The organism is Stenotrophomonas sp. SBJS02 (assembly GCF_020428325.2).
Classification (GTDB): Bacteria; Pseudomonadota; Gammaproteobacteria; order Xanthomonadales; family Xanthomonadaceae; genus Stenotrophomonas; species Stenotrophomonas africana.
Map to the genome: position 1 here is coordinate 1904425 of NZ_CP109812.1, position 20187 is coordinate 1924611.

The 20187-nt window shown below is 66.7% G+C and carries 16 protein-coding genes; 9 read left to right on the forward strand and 7 right to left on the reverse strand.

Translation table 11 applies throughout. The annotated features are described in order from the left end of the window. Positions 1-271: 271 nt before the first annotated feature. Entirely contained in the window at positions 272-1180 is a 909-nt protein-coding gene (gene pdxY / locus FQS62_RS09105) for a pyridoxal kinase (protein WP_049445735.1), read from the forward strand. Next, on the forward strand, positions 1177-2301 hold the full coding sequence (locus tag FQS62_RS09110; protein WP_107379439.1) for a prephenate dehydrogenase: 1125 nt from the start codon (positions 1177-1179) through the stop codon (positions 2299-2301). The genes pdxY and FQS62_RS09110 overlap by 4 nt, the downstream gene beginning before the upstream one ends. A gap of 345 nt (positions 2302-2646) precedes the next feature. Here FQS62_RS09110 and FQS62_RS09115 read toward each other — a convergent pair whose 3' ends face one another. The 5 genes from FQS62_RS09115 to FQS62_RS09135 all read right to left on the reverse strand — a co-directional run bounded on the left by FQS62_RS09115 (position 2647) and on the right by FQS62_RS09135 (position 6833). Next, entirely contained in the window at positions 2647-2841 is a 195-nt protein-coding gene (locus FQS62_RS09115) for a hypothetical protein (RefSeq protein WP_005409247.1), read from the reverse strand. Positions 2842-2911: 70 nt separating this feature from the next. Next, positions 2912-4684 carry an ABC transporter transmembrane domain-containing protein gene (locus FQS62_RS09120; RefSeq protein ID WP_208044005.1) on the reverse strand — a complete coding sequence of 591 codons (1773 nt, stop codon included), beginning with the start codon at positions 4682-4684 and terminating at the stop codon, positions 2912-2914. After that, positions 4677-5273: an IMPACT family protein gene (locus tag FQS62_RS09125; protein WP_107380807.1), complete on the reverse strand. Its 597-nt coding sequence runs from the start codon at positions 5271-5273 to the stop codon at positions 4677-4679. The genes FQS62_RS09120 and FQS62_RS09125 overlap by 8 nt, the downstream gene beginning before the upstream one ends. Positions 5274-5313: 40 nt before the next feature. Beyond that, positions 5314-6318, reverse strand: a complete 1005-nt coding sequence (locus FQS62_RS09130) for a hypothetical protein (protein ID WP_049445740.1) — start codon at positions 6316-6318, stop codon at positions 5314-5316. Beyond that, positions 6315-6833 (reverse strand): RNA polymerase sigma factor, encoded by a 519-nt coding sequence (locus FQS62_RS09135; protein WP_229301621.1) that lies wholly within the window; start codon positions 6831-6833, stop codon positions 6315-6317. The genes FQS62_RS09130 and FQS62_RS09135 overlap by 4 nt, the downstream gene beginning before the upstream one ends. 247 nt (positions 6834-7080) lie before the next feature. Between FQS62_RS09135 and FQS62_RS09140 the strand changes: the two genes are divergently transcribed. Then, complete coding sequence (locus FQS62_RS09140; protein ID WP_049445743.1) at positions 7081-9924, forward strand: bifunctional diguanylate cyclase/phosphodiesterase; 2844 nt, start codon at positions 7081-7083, stop codon at positions 9922-9924. 19 nt (positions 9925-9943) lie between these two features. Here the strand turns inward: FQS62_RS09140 and FQS62_RS09145 are convergent, their stop codons facing one another. Together FQS62_RS09145 and FQS62_RS09150 are read right to left on the reverse strand one after the other, a co-directional pair. Then, positions 9944-10537: an LOG family protein gene (locus FQS62_RS09145; protein ID WP_049428514.1), complete on the reverse strand. Its 594-nt coding sequence runs from the start codon at positions 10535-10537 to the stop codon at positions 9944-9946. 207 nt (positions 10538-10744) lie between these two features. Next, positions 10745-12241, reverse strand: a complete 1497-nt coding sequence (locus FQS62_RS09150; RefSeq protein ID WP_099588491.1) for an aminotransferase class III-fold pyridoxal phosphate-dependent enzyme — start codon at positions 12239-12241, stop codon at positions 10745-10747. Positions 12242-12451: 210 nt separating this feature from the next. Here FQS62_RS09150 and queA point away from each other — a divergent pair, with 210 nt between their 5' ends. The 6 genes from queA (at position 12452) to fabV (ending at position 20100) form a co-directional block, all read left to right on the forward strand. Next, the gene (gene queA, locus FQS62_RS09155; protein ID WP_154348893.1) at positions 12452-13519 is read left to right on the forward strand and encodes a tRNA preQ1(34) S-adenosylmethionine ribosyltransferase-isomerase QueA; all 1068 of its coding nucleotides are present in this window, start codon (positions 12452-12454) and stop codon (positions 13517-13519) included. A gap of 105 nt (positions 13520-13624) precedes the next feature. After that, complete coding sequence (gene tgt / locus FQS62_RS09160; RefSeq protein ID WP_029379947.1) at positions 13625-14755, forward strand: tRNA guanosine(34) transglycosylase Tgt; 1131 nt, start codon at positions 13625-13627, stop codon at positions 14753-14755. Positions 14756-14889: 134 nt separating this feature from the next. Continuing rightward, positions 14890-15234, forward strand: a complete 345-nt coding sequence (gene yajC / locus FQS62_RS09165; protein WP_005409257.1) for a preprotein translocase subunit YajC — start codon at positions 14890-14892, stop codon at positions 15232-15234. A gap of 61 nt (positions 15235-15295) precedes the next feature. Further along, positions 15296-17152 (forward strand): protein translocase subunit SecD, encoded by a 1857-nt coding sequence (gene secD / locus FQS62_RS09170; protein ID WP_049445752.1) that lies wholly within the window; start codon positions 15296-15298, stop codon positions 17150-17152. Positions 17153-17167: 15 nt separating this feature from the next. Further along, the gene (secF, locus tag FQS62_RS09175; protein WP_049445754.1) at positions 17168-18148 is read left to right on the forward strand and encodes a protein translocase subunit SecF; all 981 of its coding nucleotides are present in this window, start codon (positions 17168-17170) and stop codon (positions 18146-18148) included. A gap of 692 nt (positions 18149-18840) precedes the next feature. After that, a complete protein-coding gene (gene fabV / locus FQS62_RS09180) occupies positions 18841-20100 on the forward strand; it encodes an enoyl-ACP reductase FabV (protein WP_099590055.1) in 1260 nt (419 codons plus the stop codon). The last annotated feature ends 87 nt before the right edge of the window (positions 20101-20187 follow it).

Sequence of the window (20187 nt, forward strand, 5' to 3'; positions counted from 1 at the left end):
GTCGACACCTACCAACAGTCGTGCGGCACAACAGCCGCAGTTACCAACAGCCGCTTGAACCTGTCGAAGGTGGGGCGGTGTCGGAGTGCGGGGTGTCAGCCGCATGGAGGCGGCTGCCAAGCCTACAGGGACGTACTTGCGGCGTCCCCGCAGTCCGACACCGCCCCGCCAACCCACGGAATGCCGCTTTGGCTTTGGCCGTTGCCGTTGCATTGAGCAGGTGCAGGGCTGCAAGCCCTGCCGAAAACCCCCTTGGGCGTAGAATGCGGCCATGAGCGAATCCCTTGATAACCACCTGGTCCACGGCCGCCGCCAGCGGCCCGACGGCCCGTCGCCGATCGATGTCATCTCGGTCCAGTCGCAACTTGTCTACGGCCATGCCGGCAACAGCGCCGCCGTACCGCCGATGCGCGCGCTGGGCGTGCGTGTAGCCGAAATTCCGACCGTGCTGCTCAGCAACGCGCCGTTCTACGACACCACGCGTGGCCGCGTGCTGCCGGCCGACTGGTTCGCCGACCTGCTGCGGGGCACGCACGAACGCGGCCTGCCGCAGCGGGCGAAGATGCTCGTCTCCGGCTACTTCGGCAGCACCGCCAACGGTGCCGCCTTCGCAGACTGGCTGGACGACATCCTGCCGGCCTGCCCGCAGCTGCGTTACTGCCTGGATCCGGTGATTGGTGATACCCACACCGGTCCCTACGTGGAACCGGGACTGGAAGCGATCTTCGCCGAGCGCCTGCTGCCGCATGCCTGGCTGGTGACGCCGAACGCTTTCGAACTGAACCGCCTGACCGGCTTGCCGGCGCTGGCCGAGGCCGATGCCAGCGCCGCCGCGCGCACGCTGCTGGACCGTGGCCCGCACTGGGTGATCGCACACAGCGTGGGCGGCGACCCGGGTGAACTGGTGACCCTGGCGGTCGGCCGCGAGGAGACCTGGCGCTGGACCTCGCCCCTGCTGCCGGTGGATGTGGCCGGTACCGGCGATGTGCTGATGTCACTGGTGGTGTCGTTCCTGCTGCGCGGCGAATCGATGCAGCAGGCGATCTCGCGCGCGATTGCCGGCACCCATGCGGCGCTGGAGGCGACCCTCGACAACGGCTTCGAAGAGTTCGACGTGATTGCTGCAGCGCCGGCGGCGCTGGCCGAAGGAACGCGCTTCCGCGCCGAACGCGTGGCATGAGCGGCCTGGACCCACGCACGCCGCGCACGGTCGGCATCATCGGCAGTGCCGGCGCCTACGGGCGCTGGCTGACCCGCTTCTTCCAGCAGCACATGCAGCTGCAGGTGATCGGCCACGATCCGGCCGATCCGGACTCGCATACGCCGGAACAGCTGCTGGTGCAGGCTGACGTGCTGGTGTTCTCGGCACCGATCCGGCATACGCCGGCTCTGATTGCCGCGTACGTGCAGCAGTCGGCCGGCCGCGAGCAGGACCGGCTGTGGCTGGACGTGACCTCGGTAAAAGAAGCGCCGGTGCAGGCGATGTTGGCCTCTCAAGCCGAAGTGGTCGGCCTGCACCCGATGACCGCGCCGCCCAAGGCGCCGACCCTGAAGGGCCGGGTGATGGTGGTCTGCGAAGCGCGGCTGCGGCACTGGCAACCGTGGGTTGATACGCTGTGCACGGCGTTGCAGGCTGAGTACGTGCGCGCCACGCCGCAGCATCACGACCAGATGATGGCGCTGGTGCAGGCGATGGTGCATGCCACCCACCTGGCCCAGGCCGGTGTGCTGCGCAAGTACCAGCCGCAGCTGGGTGATCTGGCCGCGATGATGCCGTACCGCTCGGCATCGTTCGAGCTGGATACCGCGATCATCTCGCGCATCCTCTCGCTCAACCCGGCGATCTACGAGGACATCCAGTTCGGCAACCCGTACGTGGCGCCGATGCTGGAGCGGTTGATCGGTCAGCTGCAGACTCTGCAGGCGCAGGTCGGGCAGGGCGACGACAGTGCGCGCGGTGCATTCCGTGAGCAGCTGTTGTTGGCCAATCGCAATGCCTTCGGCGAGCAGGCACTGGCTGACGGCAACTACACGTTCGAACGCGTGGGTTACCTGTTGGCGGACCTGACCGAGCGCAACGCGCTGTCGGTGCATTTGCCGGAGGACCGGCCGGGCTCGCTGCGTGAACTGCTGAACGTGTTCGAGCAGCACCGCATCAGCCTGGCCTCGATCCATTCCTCACGCACGCCCGGGGGCGAGGTGCATTTCCGTATCGGATTCGTGGCCGGCAGTGATCCGACGGCGATCCGTCGGGCGGCGGCCGAGGTGGACGCCAGCGGCATCGGACGGGTACTGGGCTGAGCACATTCATCCACAGGTGGTGTGGATGGATTCTGAGCAAACATGTGGATAACCGCACGCAGCCCTTGGCAGCAAAGGCTGTCAAGATGCTTGGTGAAAAATTGACCATGCTTTTTTGTAGCGTCGAGCCATGCTCGACCGCCTTTGGCGAAAAGCGTGTCGACCAAGGTCGACACCTACCAGAAGCAAAGGGCGTGTCGACCAAGGTCGACACCTACCAGAAGCAAAGGGCGTGTCGACCAAGGTCGACACCTACCAGAAGCAAAAGGCGTGTCGACCAAGGTCGACACCCACCAGAGCGGGGCGGCACGAAATCCGGTAGCGCCGGGCCATGCCCGGAGAACCTCAGATCGTCAGCCTCAGCTCACCGCCACTGGTGGTGAACTCGCGGCCATCGCGTACCAGCGGCCGCCCGTCGTCCAGTTCGTAGCGTGGCGTGGCTTCGGAATGGTGCCCGCTGCCGTTCGCCTCGGGCTTGAACTCGATGATGATGTGGCTTTCGCCATTGCTGTCGACGGCGGGGAACTGACGGAACGACATCGTGCACCTCCTTCAGCGGATGCTGCTGTTGCGCGGCCAGCTTGGCCGCGCCGATGTTAGCCGGACGTCATCAATCGATGAACTGCAGGCGTGCAAGTTCAGCGTACAGACCACCTTCGGCCAGCAGCTGTGCGTGCGTGCCCTCGGCGACGATGCGGCCCTGGTCCATCACCACGATGCGGTCGGCCTTGAGCACGGTGGCCAGGCGATGGGCGATGACCAGTGTGGTGCGGCCGGCCATCAACCGCTCCAGCGCCTGCTGCACGCTGTGCTCGCTCTGCGCATCCAGCGCGCTGGTGGCTTCATCCAGCAGCAGGATCGGTGCGTCCTTCAGCAGCGCACGGGCAATCGCCACACGCTGCTGCTGGCCACCGGACAGGCGGGCACCGCGTTCGCCCAGCTCGCTGTCGTAGCCCTGCGGCAAGGCGCGCAGGAAACCGTCGGCCTCGGCCGCTCGTGCGGCATCCTCGACCTCGGCATCGCTGGCCTGCAGGCGGCCATAGCGGATGTTGTCGCGCGCACTGGCCGCGAACAGGGTGGGCTGCTGTGGCACCAGCGCCAGCTGCGCACGCAGCTCGGCCGGGTCGACCTGGCGCACGTCGATGCCGTCCACGTCGATGCGGCCGCTGGCTGGATCATGGAAGCGCAGCAGCATCGAAAGCACCGTGCTCTTGCCTGCCCCCGACGGACCCACCAGCGCCACGGTCTCGCCGGGGCGCACGTGCAGGTTGAAGTGGTCCAGGGCGGCCTGGTCGGGTCGCTGCGGGTAGTGGAACACCACGTCGTTGAACTGGATTTCGCCACGCAGCGGCTGCGGCAGTGCGTGCGGCAGGGCCGGTGCGCGGATCTCGATGTCTTCCTGCAGCAGTTCGCCGATGCGGCCCATGCCGCCGGCCGCGCGCTGCAGCTCGTTCCATACTTCGGCCAGGGCGCCCACCGAGCCGCCGCCGATCAAGGCATACAGCACGAACTGGCCCAGCGTACCGGCACTGAGGCGGCCGTCGATGACATCGTGCGCGCCCAGCCACAGCACACCGACGATGGCGCCGAACACCAGCAGGATGGCGCTGGCGGTGACCAGCGACTGCGCGCCGATGCGGCGGCGGGCGGCACCGATGGCATCACCAAGTGCCTTGTCGAAGCGCCCGCGCTCGTACGGCTCGCGTGCATGTGCCTGCACCGTGCGTACCGCGCCCAGCGTCTCGCTGGCCAGGCTGTTGGCATCGGCGATGCGGTCCTGGCTGTTGCGTGCAACCGTGCGCAGCTTGCGTGCGCCGATGATGATGGGCAGCACCGCCAGCGGAATGCCGAGCAGCGACCATGCGGCCAGCCGCGGGCTGGTGACGAACAGCATCGCCAGACTGCCGATGACAGTGACCGTGCTGCGCAGGGCCACCGACATGGTCGAGCCGACCACGCTGCGCAGAAGTTCAGTGTCCGCAGTCAGGCGCGAGACCAGCTCTCCGCTGCGGCTGCGGTCGTGGAAGCCAGCGCCCAGTTGGATCAGGTGGGCATACAGCTGGCTGCGCAGGTCGGCGACGACCTTTTCGCCCAGCAGCGATACAAAGTAAAAGCGCGCGGCGGTGCCCAGTGCCATCACCACCGCCACCAGCATCAGCAGGGCAAAGGCACGGTTGATCTGGCCGCCGCTGCTGAAACCGTGATCGATCATCTGCTTCACGGCCGGCGGCAGGCTCAGCGTCGCCGCCGAAGACACCGCCAGGGCCAGCAGCCAGGCGGTGAACAGGCCGCTGTGGCGTTGCACGAACGGCCACAGCGTGCGCAGGCTGCCGAGGCGGCGCAGCGGCGGGGTCGAAGCGGGGGCGTCGTCCTTGTCAGTCATCCTGGATGTCGTCTTCTATGCGGATACGGTCACGGGTGGCGTCGCGCAGGCGGATTTTCAATGCATCGACCTGATCGGCAGGCAATTCGACCCGCAGGCACACGCCATTGGCATCGAACTGTTCATCGCGCTTCTCGGCGCCGAAGACGGGCAGGGCGGCATGCAGGGTGCCCAGGTCCTCGAAGCCAGCCAGCAGCTGCAGGCGGGACATGGCGATCAGCGGCAGGCGTGGCGCGGTACGCAGGCACTCGGCTGCGGCGCCGCCATAGGCGCGCACCAGTCCGCCGGCGCCGAGCTTGATGCCACCGAACCAGCGCGTCACCACCACCATCACCCGATCGAAGCCCTGGCCATCAATGGCAGCCAGGATCGGTCGACCGGCGGTGCCCGCCGGTTCGCCATCGTCGCTGGAGCGGTAATCCTGCCCGTGCCGGTATGCCCAGCAGTTGTGCGTGGCATCGGCCACTGCAACCTGCTGCAGGAACGCCATCGCCGCCACACCACCGTCGATCGGCGTGGCATGGGCGATGAAACGGCTGTGCTTGACTTCCAGCGTATGGCTGACCGGCTGGGCGAGAGTATCGGGCATTGCCACCATTCTACGGTGTTGCTCCCGATTTCCGTGGCACTCAGTCGTCCAGCAGCGGGCGCAGGTCGCGCGGCAGGCGCGATTCCGGGTATTGCTGGATGTAGCGTTCCAGGCTGGCGCGGGCGAGGTCGCGCTGGCCCTCATCGCGGCGTTCGCGGATCTTTTCCAGCCATTGCCGGCGCGGCAGGCGCGCATCGGCGCTCACTTCAGCCTGCACCGCATCCGCGCTCAGGCCCGCATCGCTGCTGCGCTGCATGACGCCGGGCGCAGAACGGCGGGGCGCCTCGCGCTTCATCGAGGTGATTTCGACCCGGTCCTGCATCATCGCGGATTCGCCGTCGGCAGCATTGGCGACCGGCGCGGCTGCCGTACGCGGCTTCAACGCGGCTGCCGGAGCCGGAGCGAACGTCGGTGCCGGTGCCGAGTACGCCACAGGAGCGGGTGGCGCAGGAGGGGCCGCGGCCGGGGAGGGCGGCAGCGCTGCGAACGAAGTGTCGGTGGCGGCCTCTGCAGCCATCGACCGTGCAGCCGGTGCCGGTGGTTGAGGCGCTTCCATCGGTGCAGGTTGGCGCGCGCGCGCGGTGGCAGGTGCAGGGGTATCGGCGCCCGGCGGCGCCGCCGCTTCTGGGGCTGCAGGCGGCGCTGCCGGCGTTGCTGCCGGTTCTGCAGCTGCAGTCGCGCTGTCGGCCGCACGGCTTTCAGCAGTCTGGTCGGCGGCGGCAATTTCGGCGTTGGCCGGTGCCGGGGCAACCGCGGTCTCACCGGCAGGAATCGGGGGCGGTTCCGGGCGCAGCTGCCAGGCGATGCCGATGGCGAACACCATCGAGGCGGCGATGCCGAACACCGCAGGCCAGCGCGGACGGGTGCGCCGCACGCGGGGCGCGTCCGGCAAGGCGGTGGCATCGGCAGCCGGAGCATCCACGGCGGCACGGGCCGCGGCCAGAATGGCGGTGTCCAGTGCAGCCGGCGGTGCCTGTTCGGCGCGACGGCCGAGCAGGCGGGACAGCTCGCGTTCTTCCGGCGTCAGTGGTTCGTCTCGGTTCATGCGTTCAATCCCGCACGCAGCTTGTCCATCGCATAGCGCAGCCGCGATTTCACGGTTTCCCGGCCTACGCCGGTGATCTGGCCGATCTCCTCCAGGCTCAGTTCCTGATCCAGCCGCAGCTGCAGCACTTCGCGCTGTTCCGGCGGCAGTTGCTCCATCGCCAGCTGGATGCGGCGACGTTGTTCGAATTCGGATAGCTCGCCTTCCGGAGTCTGCCCATCCTCGATCGCGGCCAGGCGCAGATCGGCGTCGGCCGGCGCGGCGGGGCGATGACGGGCGGCACGCCAATGGTCATTCAGGCGGTTGTGGGCGATGCGGAACAGCCAGGTGCTGAACGCTGCCTCGGGCTGCCAGCCGGCGCGGGCGCTGATCACCCGCTGCCAGACGTCCTGGAAGATCTCCTCGGCCAGCGCGTTGTCGCGCAGTTGCCGCAGCAGGAAGCCGAACAGGCGCTTGCGGTGGCGCGCATACAGGCTTTCGAAGGCGCGCAGGTCGCCACCGGCCCAGGCCAGCATCAAGGCTTCATCGGTTGGCAGTGCGCTGGCTTCCACGGCGTACAGGGTAAGGCCTGCGGGCGATGGCGCATAGCCGGTGGCGGGGGCGGGCAGGGCGAGGGTCATGGCTCGGATGGGGCTACGGACAGCAGGAAAAACGTACGGGTGCACGATTCGGGGTTTACGGGCTTCCATTGCCCCCCGGGTGGCGCGCTATGCTCGGCGGCTCAGGGGAGGCGACGCACAGACGGCGCCAAGAGATTGTCATTTGTCCACGCATGCTGAACCGGCGGAAGAGTCACCACACGAGGCCGTGCTGAGCACGGCGCTGGTGCGCGCGTTGCATGCGCTTTTGCCGGAAACGGCCGTGGTTCGCGTTGGCTGGGACGACCCGCAGCTCGGTCGTGGCCAGGGCGGCTGGCCGTCGCCAGCGGTTGCCGGCCAGGGGGCTGCGGAGCCGGGAATCGGCGAGGGTCAGCATGGCTGGGAATACGACGGTGCGCGGTTGCTGTTGTCGGTAGCCGGGGCGGCGCCTTCGCCTGCATGGTGGGGGGTTGCCCGGCAGGCGATGGAACTGGCGCTGCAGCGCGGCCGCCAAGCCGGCCAGATCAAGGCACTGGAAGAGGCCGAGCGGCTGCAGCAGGCCCTGTTCCAGATTGCCGATCTGGCCGGTGCCGATCTGGAAATGCCCGAGATGCTGCGCCACGTGCATGGTGTGCTGGGCACGCTGATGTATGCCGAGAACTGCTACATCGTGGAATACGACGATGTGCGCGACCAGATCCGGTTCCTGTACTTTGCCGATCAGGTCGATGACTTCGTCGCCGATCCCACGCAGAGCCATGACGCCAGCGAGATGCCGCGCAGCCTGACCGTGGCGCTGCTGCGCCATGGCAAGCCGCTCAGTGGCCCTTCGCGCAAACTGCTGGCGCAGGTGATGGAACAGGAGCATGACCCGCAGCGCGGTCCCGAAAGCCTGGACTGGCTGGGCGTGCCGATGCTGCGCGATGGCCGCGTCTGCGGTGCCATCGTGGTGCAGAGCTATGAGCATGCCGCGCGCTATGGCGAAGCAGAGCGGGCCCTGCTGGGATTCGTTGCCCAGCACGTGCAGACCGCGATGGACCGGCGCCAGGCGCAGGTGCGGCTGGAGCAGCAGGTGGAGCGGCGCACCCAGGAACTGCAGCGCGCCAACCACAGCCTGCAGGACGAGGTGGCCGAGCGTCGCCGCGCCGAACAGCTGCAGACCGCCCTGTACAACATCGCCGAGATGGCAATGTCGGCCGACAGCCTGGCCCAGTTCTATGGGCAGGTGCATGGGGTGGTCGGGCGCCTGCTCGACGCACGCAATTTCTACATTGCCCTGGTCAACCCGGCCGGCAACGGCCTGGACTTCGTGTATTCGGTGGACGAGCACAACGCCAGCCGCGCGCCACGGCCCTTCAGCCGGGGCCTGACCGAATACGTGGTGCGCAACCGGCGGCCACTGTTGGCGTCACGCGCGCAGATCGATGCGTTGCTGGCCAGTGGCGAAGTGCGTGAATCCGGTGCGCGTTCGCATTGCTGGCTGGGCGTACCGCTGTTGCGCGACGACGAAGTGGTTGGTGCGATCGTGGTGCAGAGCTACAGCGAGAACAGCATTTTCAGCGTGCATGACCAGCGCCTGTTGACCTTCGTCGCGCAGAACATCGGTACCGGCCTGGCGCGTCAGCGCGACCAGCAACGCCTGCGCTCGGCGCATGCCGAGCTGGAGAAACGCGTGGAGGAGCGCACGCGCGAACTGGCCGAGGTCAACGAAAAGCTGCTCGGCCAGATCGGCGAGCGCCTGCGCGCCGAACAGCGCCTGACCCACCAGGCCATGCACGATGCGCTGACCGGCCTGCCCAACCGCCTGCACCTGCTGGACCGCCTGCAGGATGCGCTGGCGCTGGCCAAGCGCGAGGGCGGACCGGTGTTCGCCGTACTGTTCCTCGATCTGGACCGCTTCAAGCTGGTCAACGACAGCATCGGCCACGCCGCCGGCGACCGCATGCTGGTGGAAGTGGCCAAGCGCATCGTTTCGATGGCCGGCACCGAGGACGTGGTGGCCCGCCTGGGCGGTGATGAATTCGCGGTGCTGCTGCAGTGCCCGCAGGGCCTGGCGCAGGCGTTGGATTTCGGCCAGCGCCTGCTGCTGGCCCTACAGGAATCGATGTGGATCGCCGGACGCGAGCTGTTCCCTTCCGGCAGCCTCGGCATTGCCTTGTGGAACCCGCGCTACCGGACCGGTGAGGAGCTGCTGCGAGACGCCGATGCGGCGATGTACCGCGCCAAGGCGCAGGGGCATGATCGTTGCGCGATCTTCGACGAGGACATGCGCGAGCAGGCCATGCGCAGCCTTGATCTGGAAGCCGACCTGCGGCGTGCGATCAACAACCACGATTTCGTGCCGTTCTACCAGCCGATCGTGCGTCTGTCCGACGGCGAGGTGGTGGGTCACGAGGCGTTGCTGCGCTGGCAGCACGAGCGCCGTGGCCTGCTGCTGCCAGGCGCGTTCCTGGAGCTGGGCGAGGAGAGCGGCCTGATCGAACAGGTCGACTGGCTGATCTACGAACAGGTCATCGCCGGCCTGGCCAAAGGCGGGCACAGCTACGTATCGGTGAACGTATCGCCGCGTCATTTCCGCTCCGCGGAGTTCAGCGGCCGACTGTTCGGCCTGCTGGACGAGTACGGCGCCGATCCGCAGCGGCTGCGGCTGGAGATCACCGAGGTCGCGCTGCTGGATGATGGTCCGCACACCCTGCGCATCCTGCAGGGCCTGCGCGAACGTGGCATCCAGGTGCAGCTGGACGATTTCGGTACCGGCTTCTCGGCACTGTCCTACCTGCACCGCTTCCCGATCAGCACGCTGAAGATCGACCAGAGCTTCATCGCTGGCCTGCATGGGCCGGAAGTGCAGAGCACGCGTGCGCTGGTCGAGGGCGTGCTGTCGTTGGCGCGTACGCTGGGCATCGAGACCATCGGTGAGGGCATCGAAACCGAGGCACAGCAGCAGACACTGCGCGAGCTCGGCTGCGACTACGGCCAGGGCTATCTGCTGGGGCGGCCCGCACCATGGAGCTGCGCGGCGGTCTGAGCCGCCGCGCAGGAAGGCATCAGCGCAGGGCGGCGCGACGTTTCTCGTCGATCCACTTCGAGGCTTGGGCCGGCTGGTAGTTCTTCATCCACTCCAGCATCTCTTCGATGTCCGAGCCGTACCACAGGTCCTGGCGCTGGTCCGGGTGCAGGAAGCGCTCTTCCACCATGCGGTCGATCATGCCGATCAGCGGGGCATAGAAGCCTTCCACGTCGAGGAATGCGCACGGCTTGTTGCCGATGCCCAGCTGCCGCCAGGTCAGCATCTCGAAAATCTCTTCCATGGTGCCGAAGCCGCCGGGCAGGGTGACGAAGCCATCGGCGAGGTCGAACATGCGCGACTTGCGCTCATGCATCGAACCGACAATTTCCAGTTCGGTCAGGCCGCGGTGGGCCACTTCCCAGTCAGCCAGCTGGCGCGGAATCACACCGGTCACCTCACCACCCGCGGCGAGCACCGCATTGGCCACGGTTCCCATCAGGCCGACGTTGCCGCCGCCGTACACCAGGCGCAGGCCGTCACGGGCGATGCGGTCGCCCAGTGCAATGGCGCGTTCGGTATAGGCCGGCTTGCTGCCGGCGTTGGAACCACAGTACACACAGATCGATTTCATGGATCTTCCTGTCTCTTGGCCGGAAACGAAAACGCCCCGTCGCCGACCGCAGAGCGGTCAGGGACGGGGTGTCCTTGGATTATGAGCCCTTCTGTAGAGCCGAGCCATGCTCGGCTGCTCTTCGTTCAGTAGAGTCGAGCTCGCTCGACCATCGCGTTGCCTGAACGAAGTGCAGTCGAGCAAGCTCGACTCTACAAAGAACGAGGCTTACGCGGCGGCGGCCTGTTCGCGGCGCGGGCCTTCACGCAGCGCGCGGCCGACCATGCCCACCAGCAGGTCCAGCTCCTCGCTGTCCATGCCGAAGTGCGGGGTGAAGCGCAGCGAGTTCTCGCCACCGTGGATCACGTTGATGCCGTGCTGGCGCAGCCATTCCTCGGTGGAATTGGCGCCGTAGCACTTGAACTGCGGCGCCAGCTCGCAGGAGAACAGCAGGCCGGTGCCCTGCACCTTGGTGATCAGGCCGCCCAGTTCGCTCTTGAGCTGCTCCAGCTTGCGCACCGCCTCGGCACCGCGCTCGGCGATGTTGGCGCGTACCTGCGGGGTCAGCTGGGCCAGGGTGGCACAGGCCACGTCCAGTGCACGCGGGTTGCTGGTCATGGTGTTGCCATAGATGCCCTTGCGGTACAGCTGCGCGGCATGCTCGGTCACCGCCAGCACCGACAGCGGGTACTGCGCGGCGTTCAGCGCCTTCGAATAGGTTTCCATGTCCGGCGGGTCCAGGCCTTCGAAGCCCGGGTAATCGACCACCGAGAGCACGCCATGCGCACGCAGGCCGGCCTGGATCGAGTCGAGCAGCAGCAGGCTGCCATGCGCACGGGTCAGTTCGCGGGCCACGGCGTAGAACGACGGCGGCACCGAGCGGCCCGGGTCGCCTTCGCCCATCACCGGCTCCAGGAACACCGCCTCGATGAACCACTGGTTGCGTGCGGCGTCCTCGAACACCTTGCGCAGGCCAGCCTCATCGTACGGCGCCACGGTGATCACCGAATCCTCGCCACGGTAGCTGGCCAGGTGCTGCATGTAGCTCTTGCGGCTGGAATCGGAATACAGGGCAGGGCGGTCGGTACGACCATGGAAGCTGCCCTTGACCACCACGCGCTTGATCGCAGCGCCAGCGTGGCGCGCACCCGGGTCGGTCTGCAGCTTGGCGTTGACGTCGGCGATGCGCGCGGCCAGGCCGACCGCTTCGGAGCCGGAATTCAGGCACATGAAACGGGCGAACGGGCAGCCGCCACGGCGGTGGCCGATCTCGGCGCGCAGGGCGGTGATGAAGCGCTGCTGCGACAGGCTGGGGGTCATGATGTTGGCCATCACCTGCGGGCGGGCCATTGCCTCCAGCACGGCGTCCGGGGTGTGCCCGAAGCCGAGCATGCCGTAGCCGCCAGCGTCGTACAGCACGGCGCCCTTCAGGGTGACCACCCACGGGCCGCGCGCAGCCAGTGCCACGTAAGGGGTCACCGCGTCATCGGCGTAGAAATTGACGAAACCGTCCTGCATCGCGTCGATCTGCGCCTGTTCGTCCTGCGCCAGCAGCGGCCCCAGGTCGGCCTGCACGCGCGCGAATTCCTCGGCGGCGGCGTCCACCGCGGCGATCAGCTGCGGGTGGTTGGCGGACAGGGCGGTCAGCGTGGCGTCGTCCAGGCCGGAGGTGAGGCGGGTGCCGGGCTGGTTGCGCAGGGGGGCGAGGCGTTCGATGAAGCTCATTGCAGATCTCCTGAAACAATGGGTCGCACGGGTCTTCAAAAGCAAAACGCGCGTCATCACGCGCGCTTGGGGCAGGCTCGTGCAGCGGACTTCCGGCTCGATGCTAGCACTTGTTTTTTTGCGCGATAACCCCGCAAAAGCCTGCTGCATAGCAGCATTTTGCGCGACGTTCGCCGCGAAGTGCGCCGGCTCGCAGACGCTGGACGTACAATGCGCGCCATTGTCGACCTGTTGCCGCCCACTGCCTTGAAGAAGTCCGATTTCCACTACGACCTGCCGGCTGAACTGATCGCGCAGGCGCCCCTGGCCGAACGTTCCGCAAGCCGCCTGCTGCTGGTACCGCCGGCGCCCGATGCTTTCACCGATCTGCAGGTCCGCGACCTGCCGTCACTGCTGCAGCCGGGCGACCTGCTGGTGTTCAACGACACCCGGGTGATCCCGGCGCGCCTGTTCGGGCAGAAGGCCAGCGGCGGCCGCGTCGAGATCCTGATCGAGCGCCTGCTCGGCGGCCAGCAGGCACGTGCCCAGGTGGGCGCCAGCAAGTCGCCGAAGGCCGGCAGCCGCATCGCGCTGGATGCCGGTGGTGAAGCCGAGGTGCTGGGCCGCGATGGCGAGTTCTACGTGCTGCAGTTCCATGTGCCGGAATCGCTGGAACAGTGGCTGCTGCACGCCGGTCGCCTGCCGCTGCCACCCTACATCCAGCGCGAGCCGGGCGTGGACGACCGCGAGCGCTACCAGACCGTGTTCGCGCGCGAAGTGGGCGCGGTGGCGGCGCCGACCGCCGGCCTGCATTTCGACGAACCGCTGCTGGCCGCGCTGAAGGACAAGGGCGTGGACTTCGGCCACGTCACCCTGCACGTGGGAGCGGGCACCTTCCAGCCGGTGCGCGCCGATGACCTGAAGGACCACGTGATGCACCGCGAGTGGCTGAACGTCGGCGCTGAGCTGGTGCAGCAGGTGCGGCGCACGCGCGCCGCCGGCGGCCGGGTGATCGGCGTCGGCACCACCGTGGTGCGCGCGCTGGAAAGCGCGATGCGTGATGGCGAACTGCTGCCGTTTGCCGGTGAAACGCAGATCTTCATCACCCCGGGCTACCGCATCCGCAGCGTCGACGCGATGGTGACCAACTTCCACCTGCCGGAAAGCACCCTGCTGATGATGATTTCCGCGTTTGCCGGCAAGGAACGCGTGTTCGAGGCCTACCAGCACGCGATCGAGCAGCGCTACCGCTTCTTCAGCTACGGCGACGCGATGCTGCTGTTCCCGCAGACCGACTGAAGAGGCTGGAGGCTCTGGGAGGGCGGAGACCCCTGTAGGCGCGCACCTTGGTGCGCGCGCCTTCTTGGGAGACAATGGGCAACTATTTGCCCGAATGACCGCTCCATGTCCCGATTGCAGTTCCAGCTCCAGACCCGCGACGGCCGTGCCCGCCGTGGCCGCCTGACCTTCCCGCGTGGCACGGTGGAAACGCCGGCCTTCATGCCGGTGGGGACCTATGGCTCGGTCAAGGGCATCCTGCCGGACCAGGTGCGTGCGCTGGGCGCCGAGATCATCCTCGGCAACACCTTCCACCTGTACCTGCGCCCGGGCCTGGACATCATCGCCGACCACGGCGGCCTGCACGGCTTCTGCCGCTGGGATGGCCCGATCCTGACCGACTCCGGCGGCTTCCAGGTGTTCTCGCTGGCCCACCGCCGCAAGATCACCGAGCAGGGCGTGACCTTCGCCTCGCCCACCGATGGTGCCCGCGTGTTCCTGGGCCCGGAAGAGAGCATGAAGATCCAGAAGGTGCTCGATTCGGACGTGGTGATGATCTTCGACGAGTGCACCCCTTACCCGGCCACCGAGGATGTGGCGCGCCGCTCGATGGAGCTGAGCCTGCGCTGGGCCCAGCGCAGCCGCAACGCGCATGACGAGCTCGGCAACGACGCGGCCCTGTTCGGCATCGTCCAGGGGGGCGTGCACACCGACCTGCGCAGCCGTTCGGCCGAGGCCCTGCAGGCGATCGGCTTTGACGGCTACGCCATCGGCGGCCTGGCCGTGGGCGAGCCGGAGCACGAGCGCAACGCCATGCTCGACCACCTGGACCCGGAGCTGCCGGGCGACCGTCCGCGCTACCTGATGGGTGTGGGCCGGCCGGAGGATCTGGTCGAGGGTGTCGCACGTGGCGTGGACATGTTCGACTGCGTGATGCCGACCCGCAATGCGCGCAACGGCCACTATTTCACCTCGTTCGGCACCGTCCGCATCCGCAACTCCCAGTACGCGCGCGACATGGACCCGATCGAGCCGGGCTGCGGCTGCGTGGCCTGCACTGGTGGCTACACCCGTTCCTACCTGCGCCACCTGGACCGCTGCAACGAGATGCTGGCGCCGATGCTGGGCACCCTGCACAACCTGTTCTATTACGAAAAGCTCATGGCCGACATCCGTGCGGCCATCGAGGCGGGAACCTTCCTGGCCTTCCGTGAGTCTTTCTACGCGGCACGCGGGGCGGTGGCCCCGCCCCTCTAACCCGAACGCCCCCTGCCAAACGGCCCAAGGACGAACGCCCGGGGCCGTGGCATACTTCAAGGCTGACCCAGATCCGCGGTCGACACCTCGTGCCCGTGAAACGGCCGAAGCGCCGCCCAACCAAAGGACCAACGATGAACCTGCTTGCCTTCCTGATTCCCGCCGCCCACGCCCAGGCCGCCGGCGGCCAACCGCAGGGCATGGGCCTGACCACGCTGCTGTTCCCGGTCATCCTGATCGCCATCATGTACTTCCTGATGATCCGCCCGCAGATGAAGCGGCAGAAGGAGCACAAGGCCATGCTGGAGAAGATCAAGCGTGGCGATGAAGTGCTGACCAATGGCGGCATCGCCGGCATCGTCACCGACATCGGCGACAACTTCATCACCATTGAAGTGGCTGACAACGTGCGCATCCGCGTGCAGAAGGGCGCTGTCGGCAACGTGCTGCCGGCCGGTACCCTGAAGTCGGCCCAGTAAGCCACTCCCTTTCCGATGCACAACCGCGGCGCCGGGGATGGCGCCGCGCGGGACCCAAGCAATGCTCGAATTTCCACGCTGGAAGTACGTCGTCATCCTGATCGTACTGGCGCTCAGTGCGCTGTACGCGCTGCCCAACATCTACCAGAAGGACCCGGCCCTCCAGATCACCGCCAACCGTGGCGGGCAGATCGACGATGCGCTGCGCGACCGTGTGCTGGCCGACCTGAAGACGGCCGGTGTCACCCCCGTCGGTGTCGAGAAGGAAGGGGAAAGCCTGATTGTCCGCCTGCCGGACCTGAAGGCGCAGTCCGCTGCCAGCGACGCCCTGCGTGACACCGTCGGCGAGAAGTACACCGTGGCCCTGAACCTGGCCTCGACCGTGCCGGACTGGCTGGCCAAACTCGGTGGCCGCCCGATGGTGCTGGGCCTGGACCTGCAGGGCGGCGTGCATTTCGTGCTGCAGGTCGACCAGAAGGCGGCTCTGGACAAGCGTCTGGACGCCTATACCGAAGACGTGCGCAGCACCCTGCGTGACGCGCGCATTCCTTACCAGTCGGTGGAACGCCGTGCTGACAACAGCATCGTGGCCAACCTGAGCCCGTCGGCGGGTGACGATGCCGCGCAGCGTGCCCGCGCCGCGCTGGTCAAGGCGCAGCCGACCCTTGGCTACGACGTCAGCGGCAACCGCATCACGGTCACCGTGCCGGACGCCGAGATCGCACAGATTGCCAACGGTGCCATCGAGCAGAACATCAACACCCTGCGCAACCGTGTGAACCAGCTGGGCGTGGCCGAGCCGATCATCCAGCGTCAGGGTGCCGACCGCGTGGTCGTGCAGCTGCCGGGCGTGCAGGACACCGCCGAAGCCAAGCGCATGATCGGCGCCACCGCTACCCTGGAGTACCGTGCGGTGGTTGAAGGCAACGCGCAGGATGCCATCGCCGCCGGCCGCATCCCGCCGGAAGCGAAGGTCTACCAGCAGCGTGACGGCCGCGGCCCGATCCTGCTGAACAAGCGCGTGATCGTCACCGGTGACCAGATGGTCGGCGCGCAGGCCGTGACCGATTCGAACAGCGGCTCCCCGGCGGTCAGCGTGACGCTGAACAATGTCGGTGGCCAGCGCATGTTCGACTTCACCAGCGCCAACGTGAACAAGCCGATGGCGGTGGTCTACACCGAACGCGTGCCGACCGTGACCGTCGTCGACGGCCAGGAAGTGCGTGGCTTCAAGGTCAACGAGGAAGTGATCTCGGTGGCCAACATCAACGGCGTGTTCGGCAAGAACTTCCAGACCACCGGTCTGCAGAAGAAGGAAGCCGAGGACCTGGCCAAGCTGCTGAAGTCCGGCTCGCTGGCCGCGCCGATGGACTTCGTCGAAGAGCGCGTGGTCGGCCCGAGCCTGGGTGCCGAGAACGTCAAGAACGGTATGCGCGCGGTCGTGTTCGCATTCCTGTTCACCCTGGTGTTCTTCAGCGTCTACTACCGCATGTTCGGCGTGATCACCTCGATCGCGATGCTGTTCAACCTGCTGATCGTGGTCGCGGTGATGTCGCTGTTCGGCGCGACCATGACCCTGCCGGGCTTCGCCGGCCTGGCGTTGTCGGTCGGCCTGTCGGTCGACGCCAACGTGCTGATCAATGAACGTATCCGTGAAGAACTGCGTGCCGGCGTGCCGGGCAAGACCGCGATCGTGACCGGTTACGAACGTGCTTCGGGCACCATCCTCGACGCCAACCTGACCGGCCTGATCGTCGGTGTGGCGCTGTTCGCATTCGGTACCGGTCCGCTGAAGGGCTTCGCGCTGACCATGATCATCGGTATTTTCGCCTCCATGTTCACCGCGATCACCGTATCGCGTGCGCTGGCGACGCTGATCTACGGCCGCCGCAAGAAGCTCCAGAACGTGGCCATCTGACGGGACGACACGCACATGAAACTGTTTCCGCTGCACATCCTCCCGAACGACACCAAGATCGACTTCATGCGCTGGCGCCATGTCGCGATGGTCGTCACGGTCATCGTGTTCCTGGCCTCGGTCGCCATCATCGGCATCAAGGGCTTCAACTACGCGCTGGACTTCACCGGCGGCACCCTGATCGAAGCCCGCTTCGACAAGGCCGTGGACGTCGAGCAGGTCCGTACCAAGCTTGAGGAAAGTGGCTTCGACGGTGCCCAGGTGCAGAGTGTCGGTGGCAACACCGATCTGCTGATCCGCCTGGCCCCGCACGGTGAGCACGCTGCCGGTACCGGCGACGCCGCGCACGAAGACAAGGCCACCGCCGCAGCCGTGGTGAAGGCCCTGTCCACTGCCGACAACCAGGCCACCGTGCTCCGCAACGAGTTCGTGGGTCCGCAGATCGGCAAGGACCTGGCGATGAATGGCCTGTACGCCACCATCTTCATGCTGGCCGGCTTCCTGATCTACATCGCGGTGCGCTTCGAATGGAAGTTCGCGGTCACCGCCAGCATCGTGGCGATGTTCGACCTGATCGTGACGGTGGCTTACGTGTCCCTGCTGGGCCGTGAGTTCGACCTGACCGTGCTGGCCGGCCTGCTGTCGGTGATGGGCTTTGCGATCAACGATCTGATCGTGGTCTTCGACCGCGTCCGCGAGAACTTCCGCAGCCTGCGCGTGGACTCGATGGAAGTGCTGAACCGTTCGATCAACCAGACGCTGTCGCGTACGGTGATCACCGCGGTGATGTTCTTCCTGTCGGCGCTTGCCCTGTACATGTACGGCGGCAGCTCGATGGAAGGCCTGGCCGAGACGCACATGATCGGTGCGGTGATCGTGGTGCTGTCCTCGATCCTGGTGGCGGTGCCGATGCTGACGATCGGTTTCCTGCGCGTCAGCAAGCAGGACCTGCTGCCGAAGGCGAAGGACGTCGAGGCCCTGGCCCGCCGCCCGTAAGCGTTCGCGCTGCACGCAACACGCAGAGAACCCCGCGCAAGCGGGGTTTTTTGTTGGCAGGGCTTGCAGCCCTGCACCTGCAGAGGCAACAGCAACAGCAACAGCGGGCATTCCGTGGATTGGTGGGGCGGTGTCGGAGTGCGGGGGCGCCGCAAGTACGTCCCTGTAGGCTTGGCAGCCGCATCCATGCGGCTGACACCCCGCACTCCGACACCGCCCCACCTCTGACAGACTCCTGTGGCTGTCGGTAGGTGTCGACCTTGGTCGACACTTCTGTGAGATATCGATAATCAAACTCGGATCAGATTTACTGTGTCGACCAAGGTCGACACCCACCAGAGCAGAAAGCCGTCCTGACAGATCGCGGAAATCTGTCGAAGGCGGGGTGGGTCCGGTTGAGGGGGCGTGAGCCGCATGGATGCGGCGACCGAGCTTACATGGACGTACTTGCAGCGTCCCCCGCAACCGGATCCACCCCGCCGACCCGCAGGAAACCAGCTTTTTGCTGTTGCTTCGGCACTGGCTTTTAGCGGGTGCAGGGCGCAGCCCTGCAAAGAGAAACCCCACCCTACGCCAGCGTCGGTTGTGCAATCTTCCCCCGCGCACTACGATCCTGCGGTTCGCGCGCGCAGGCGCGCACCCGTATTCCTGCTGAGCGCCCCGCGCGCCGCATCTGCCAACCCGAGGTATCCATGGTCATCAAACCGCGCGTCCGCGGCTTCATCTGCGTCACCACCCACCCGACCGGCTGCGAGGCCGCGGTCAAGCAGCAGATCGACTACATCCGCGCGCGCCCGCCGATCCAGAACGGCCCCAAGCGCGTGCTGGTGATCGGCGCCTCGACCGGCTACGGCCTGGCTGCGCGCATCACCGCTGCCTTCGGCAGTGGCGCCGCCACCCTGGGCATCTTCTTCGAACGCCCGGGCAGCGAAACCAAGCCGGGCACGGCGGGGTGGTACAACTCGGCCGCGTTCCACAAGTACGCCGACGAGGCCGGCCTGTACGCCAAGAGCATCAACGGTGACGCCTTCTCCGATGAAGTGAAGGCCAGGACCATCGAGATGATCAAGGCTGATCTCGGTCAGGTCGATCAGGTCGTCTACAGCCTGGCCGCGCCGCGCCGCAAGCACCCGAAGACCGGTGAAATCATCAGCTCCACGCTGAAGCCGATCGGCGAGCCGATCACGCTGCGTGGCCTGGATACCGACAAGGAAGTGCTGACCGAGACCCATCTGCAGCCGGCTACCCCGGAAGAGATCGCCGGTACCGTCGCGGTGATGGGCGGTGAGGACTGGCAGATGTGGATCGACACGCTGGCCGACGCCGGCGTGCTGGCCAACGGCTGCACCACCACCGCCTTCACCTATGTGGGCGAAGAGATCACCCAGGCGATCTACTGGAACGGCTCGATCGGCGCCGCCAAGAAGGACCTGGACACCAAGGTGCTGGGCCTGCGCGAGAAGCTGGCCAAGATCGGCGGCGATGCGCGCGTGTCGGTGCTGAAGGCCGTGGTCACCCAGGCCAGCTCGGCCATTCCGACCATGCCGCTGTACCTGTCGCTGCTGTTCAAGGTGATGAAGGAGAAGGGCACGCACGAAGGCTGCATCGAGCAGCTCGACGTGCTGTACGACATTCTCTACGGCGGCAAGGCCGACGGCGTGGCGATCGATCGCCTGCGCCACGACCTGGTCGATGGCGATGGCCACACCGTTGCGCTGGTCGATGACGAAGGCCGCCTGCGTGCCGATTACAAGGAAATGGCTGCGGACGTGCAGGGCAAGGTGGTTGCGCTGTGGCCGCAGGTGACCAACGAGAACCTCTACGAGATCAGCGATCTGGCCGGCTACAAGGCCGACTTCCTGCGCCTGTTCGGTTTCGGCGTGGAGGGCGTTGACTACGAAGCCGACGTCAATCCGGACGTGAAGATCGAAAATCTGGTCGACATGACCTGATCAATGAAAAGGCCGGCGAAAGCCGGCATTTTCGCTTGTGTAGAGCCGAGCCATGCTCGGCTGCGCTTCGCTTGAGTCCGGCAGCCG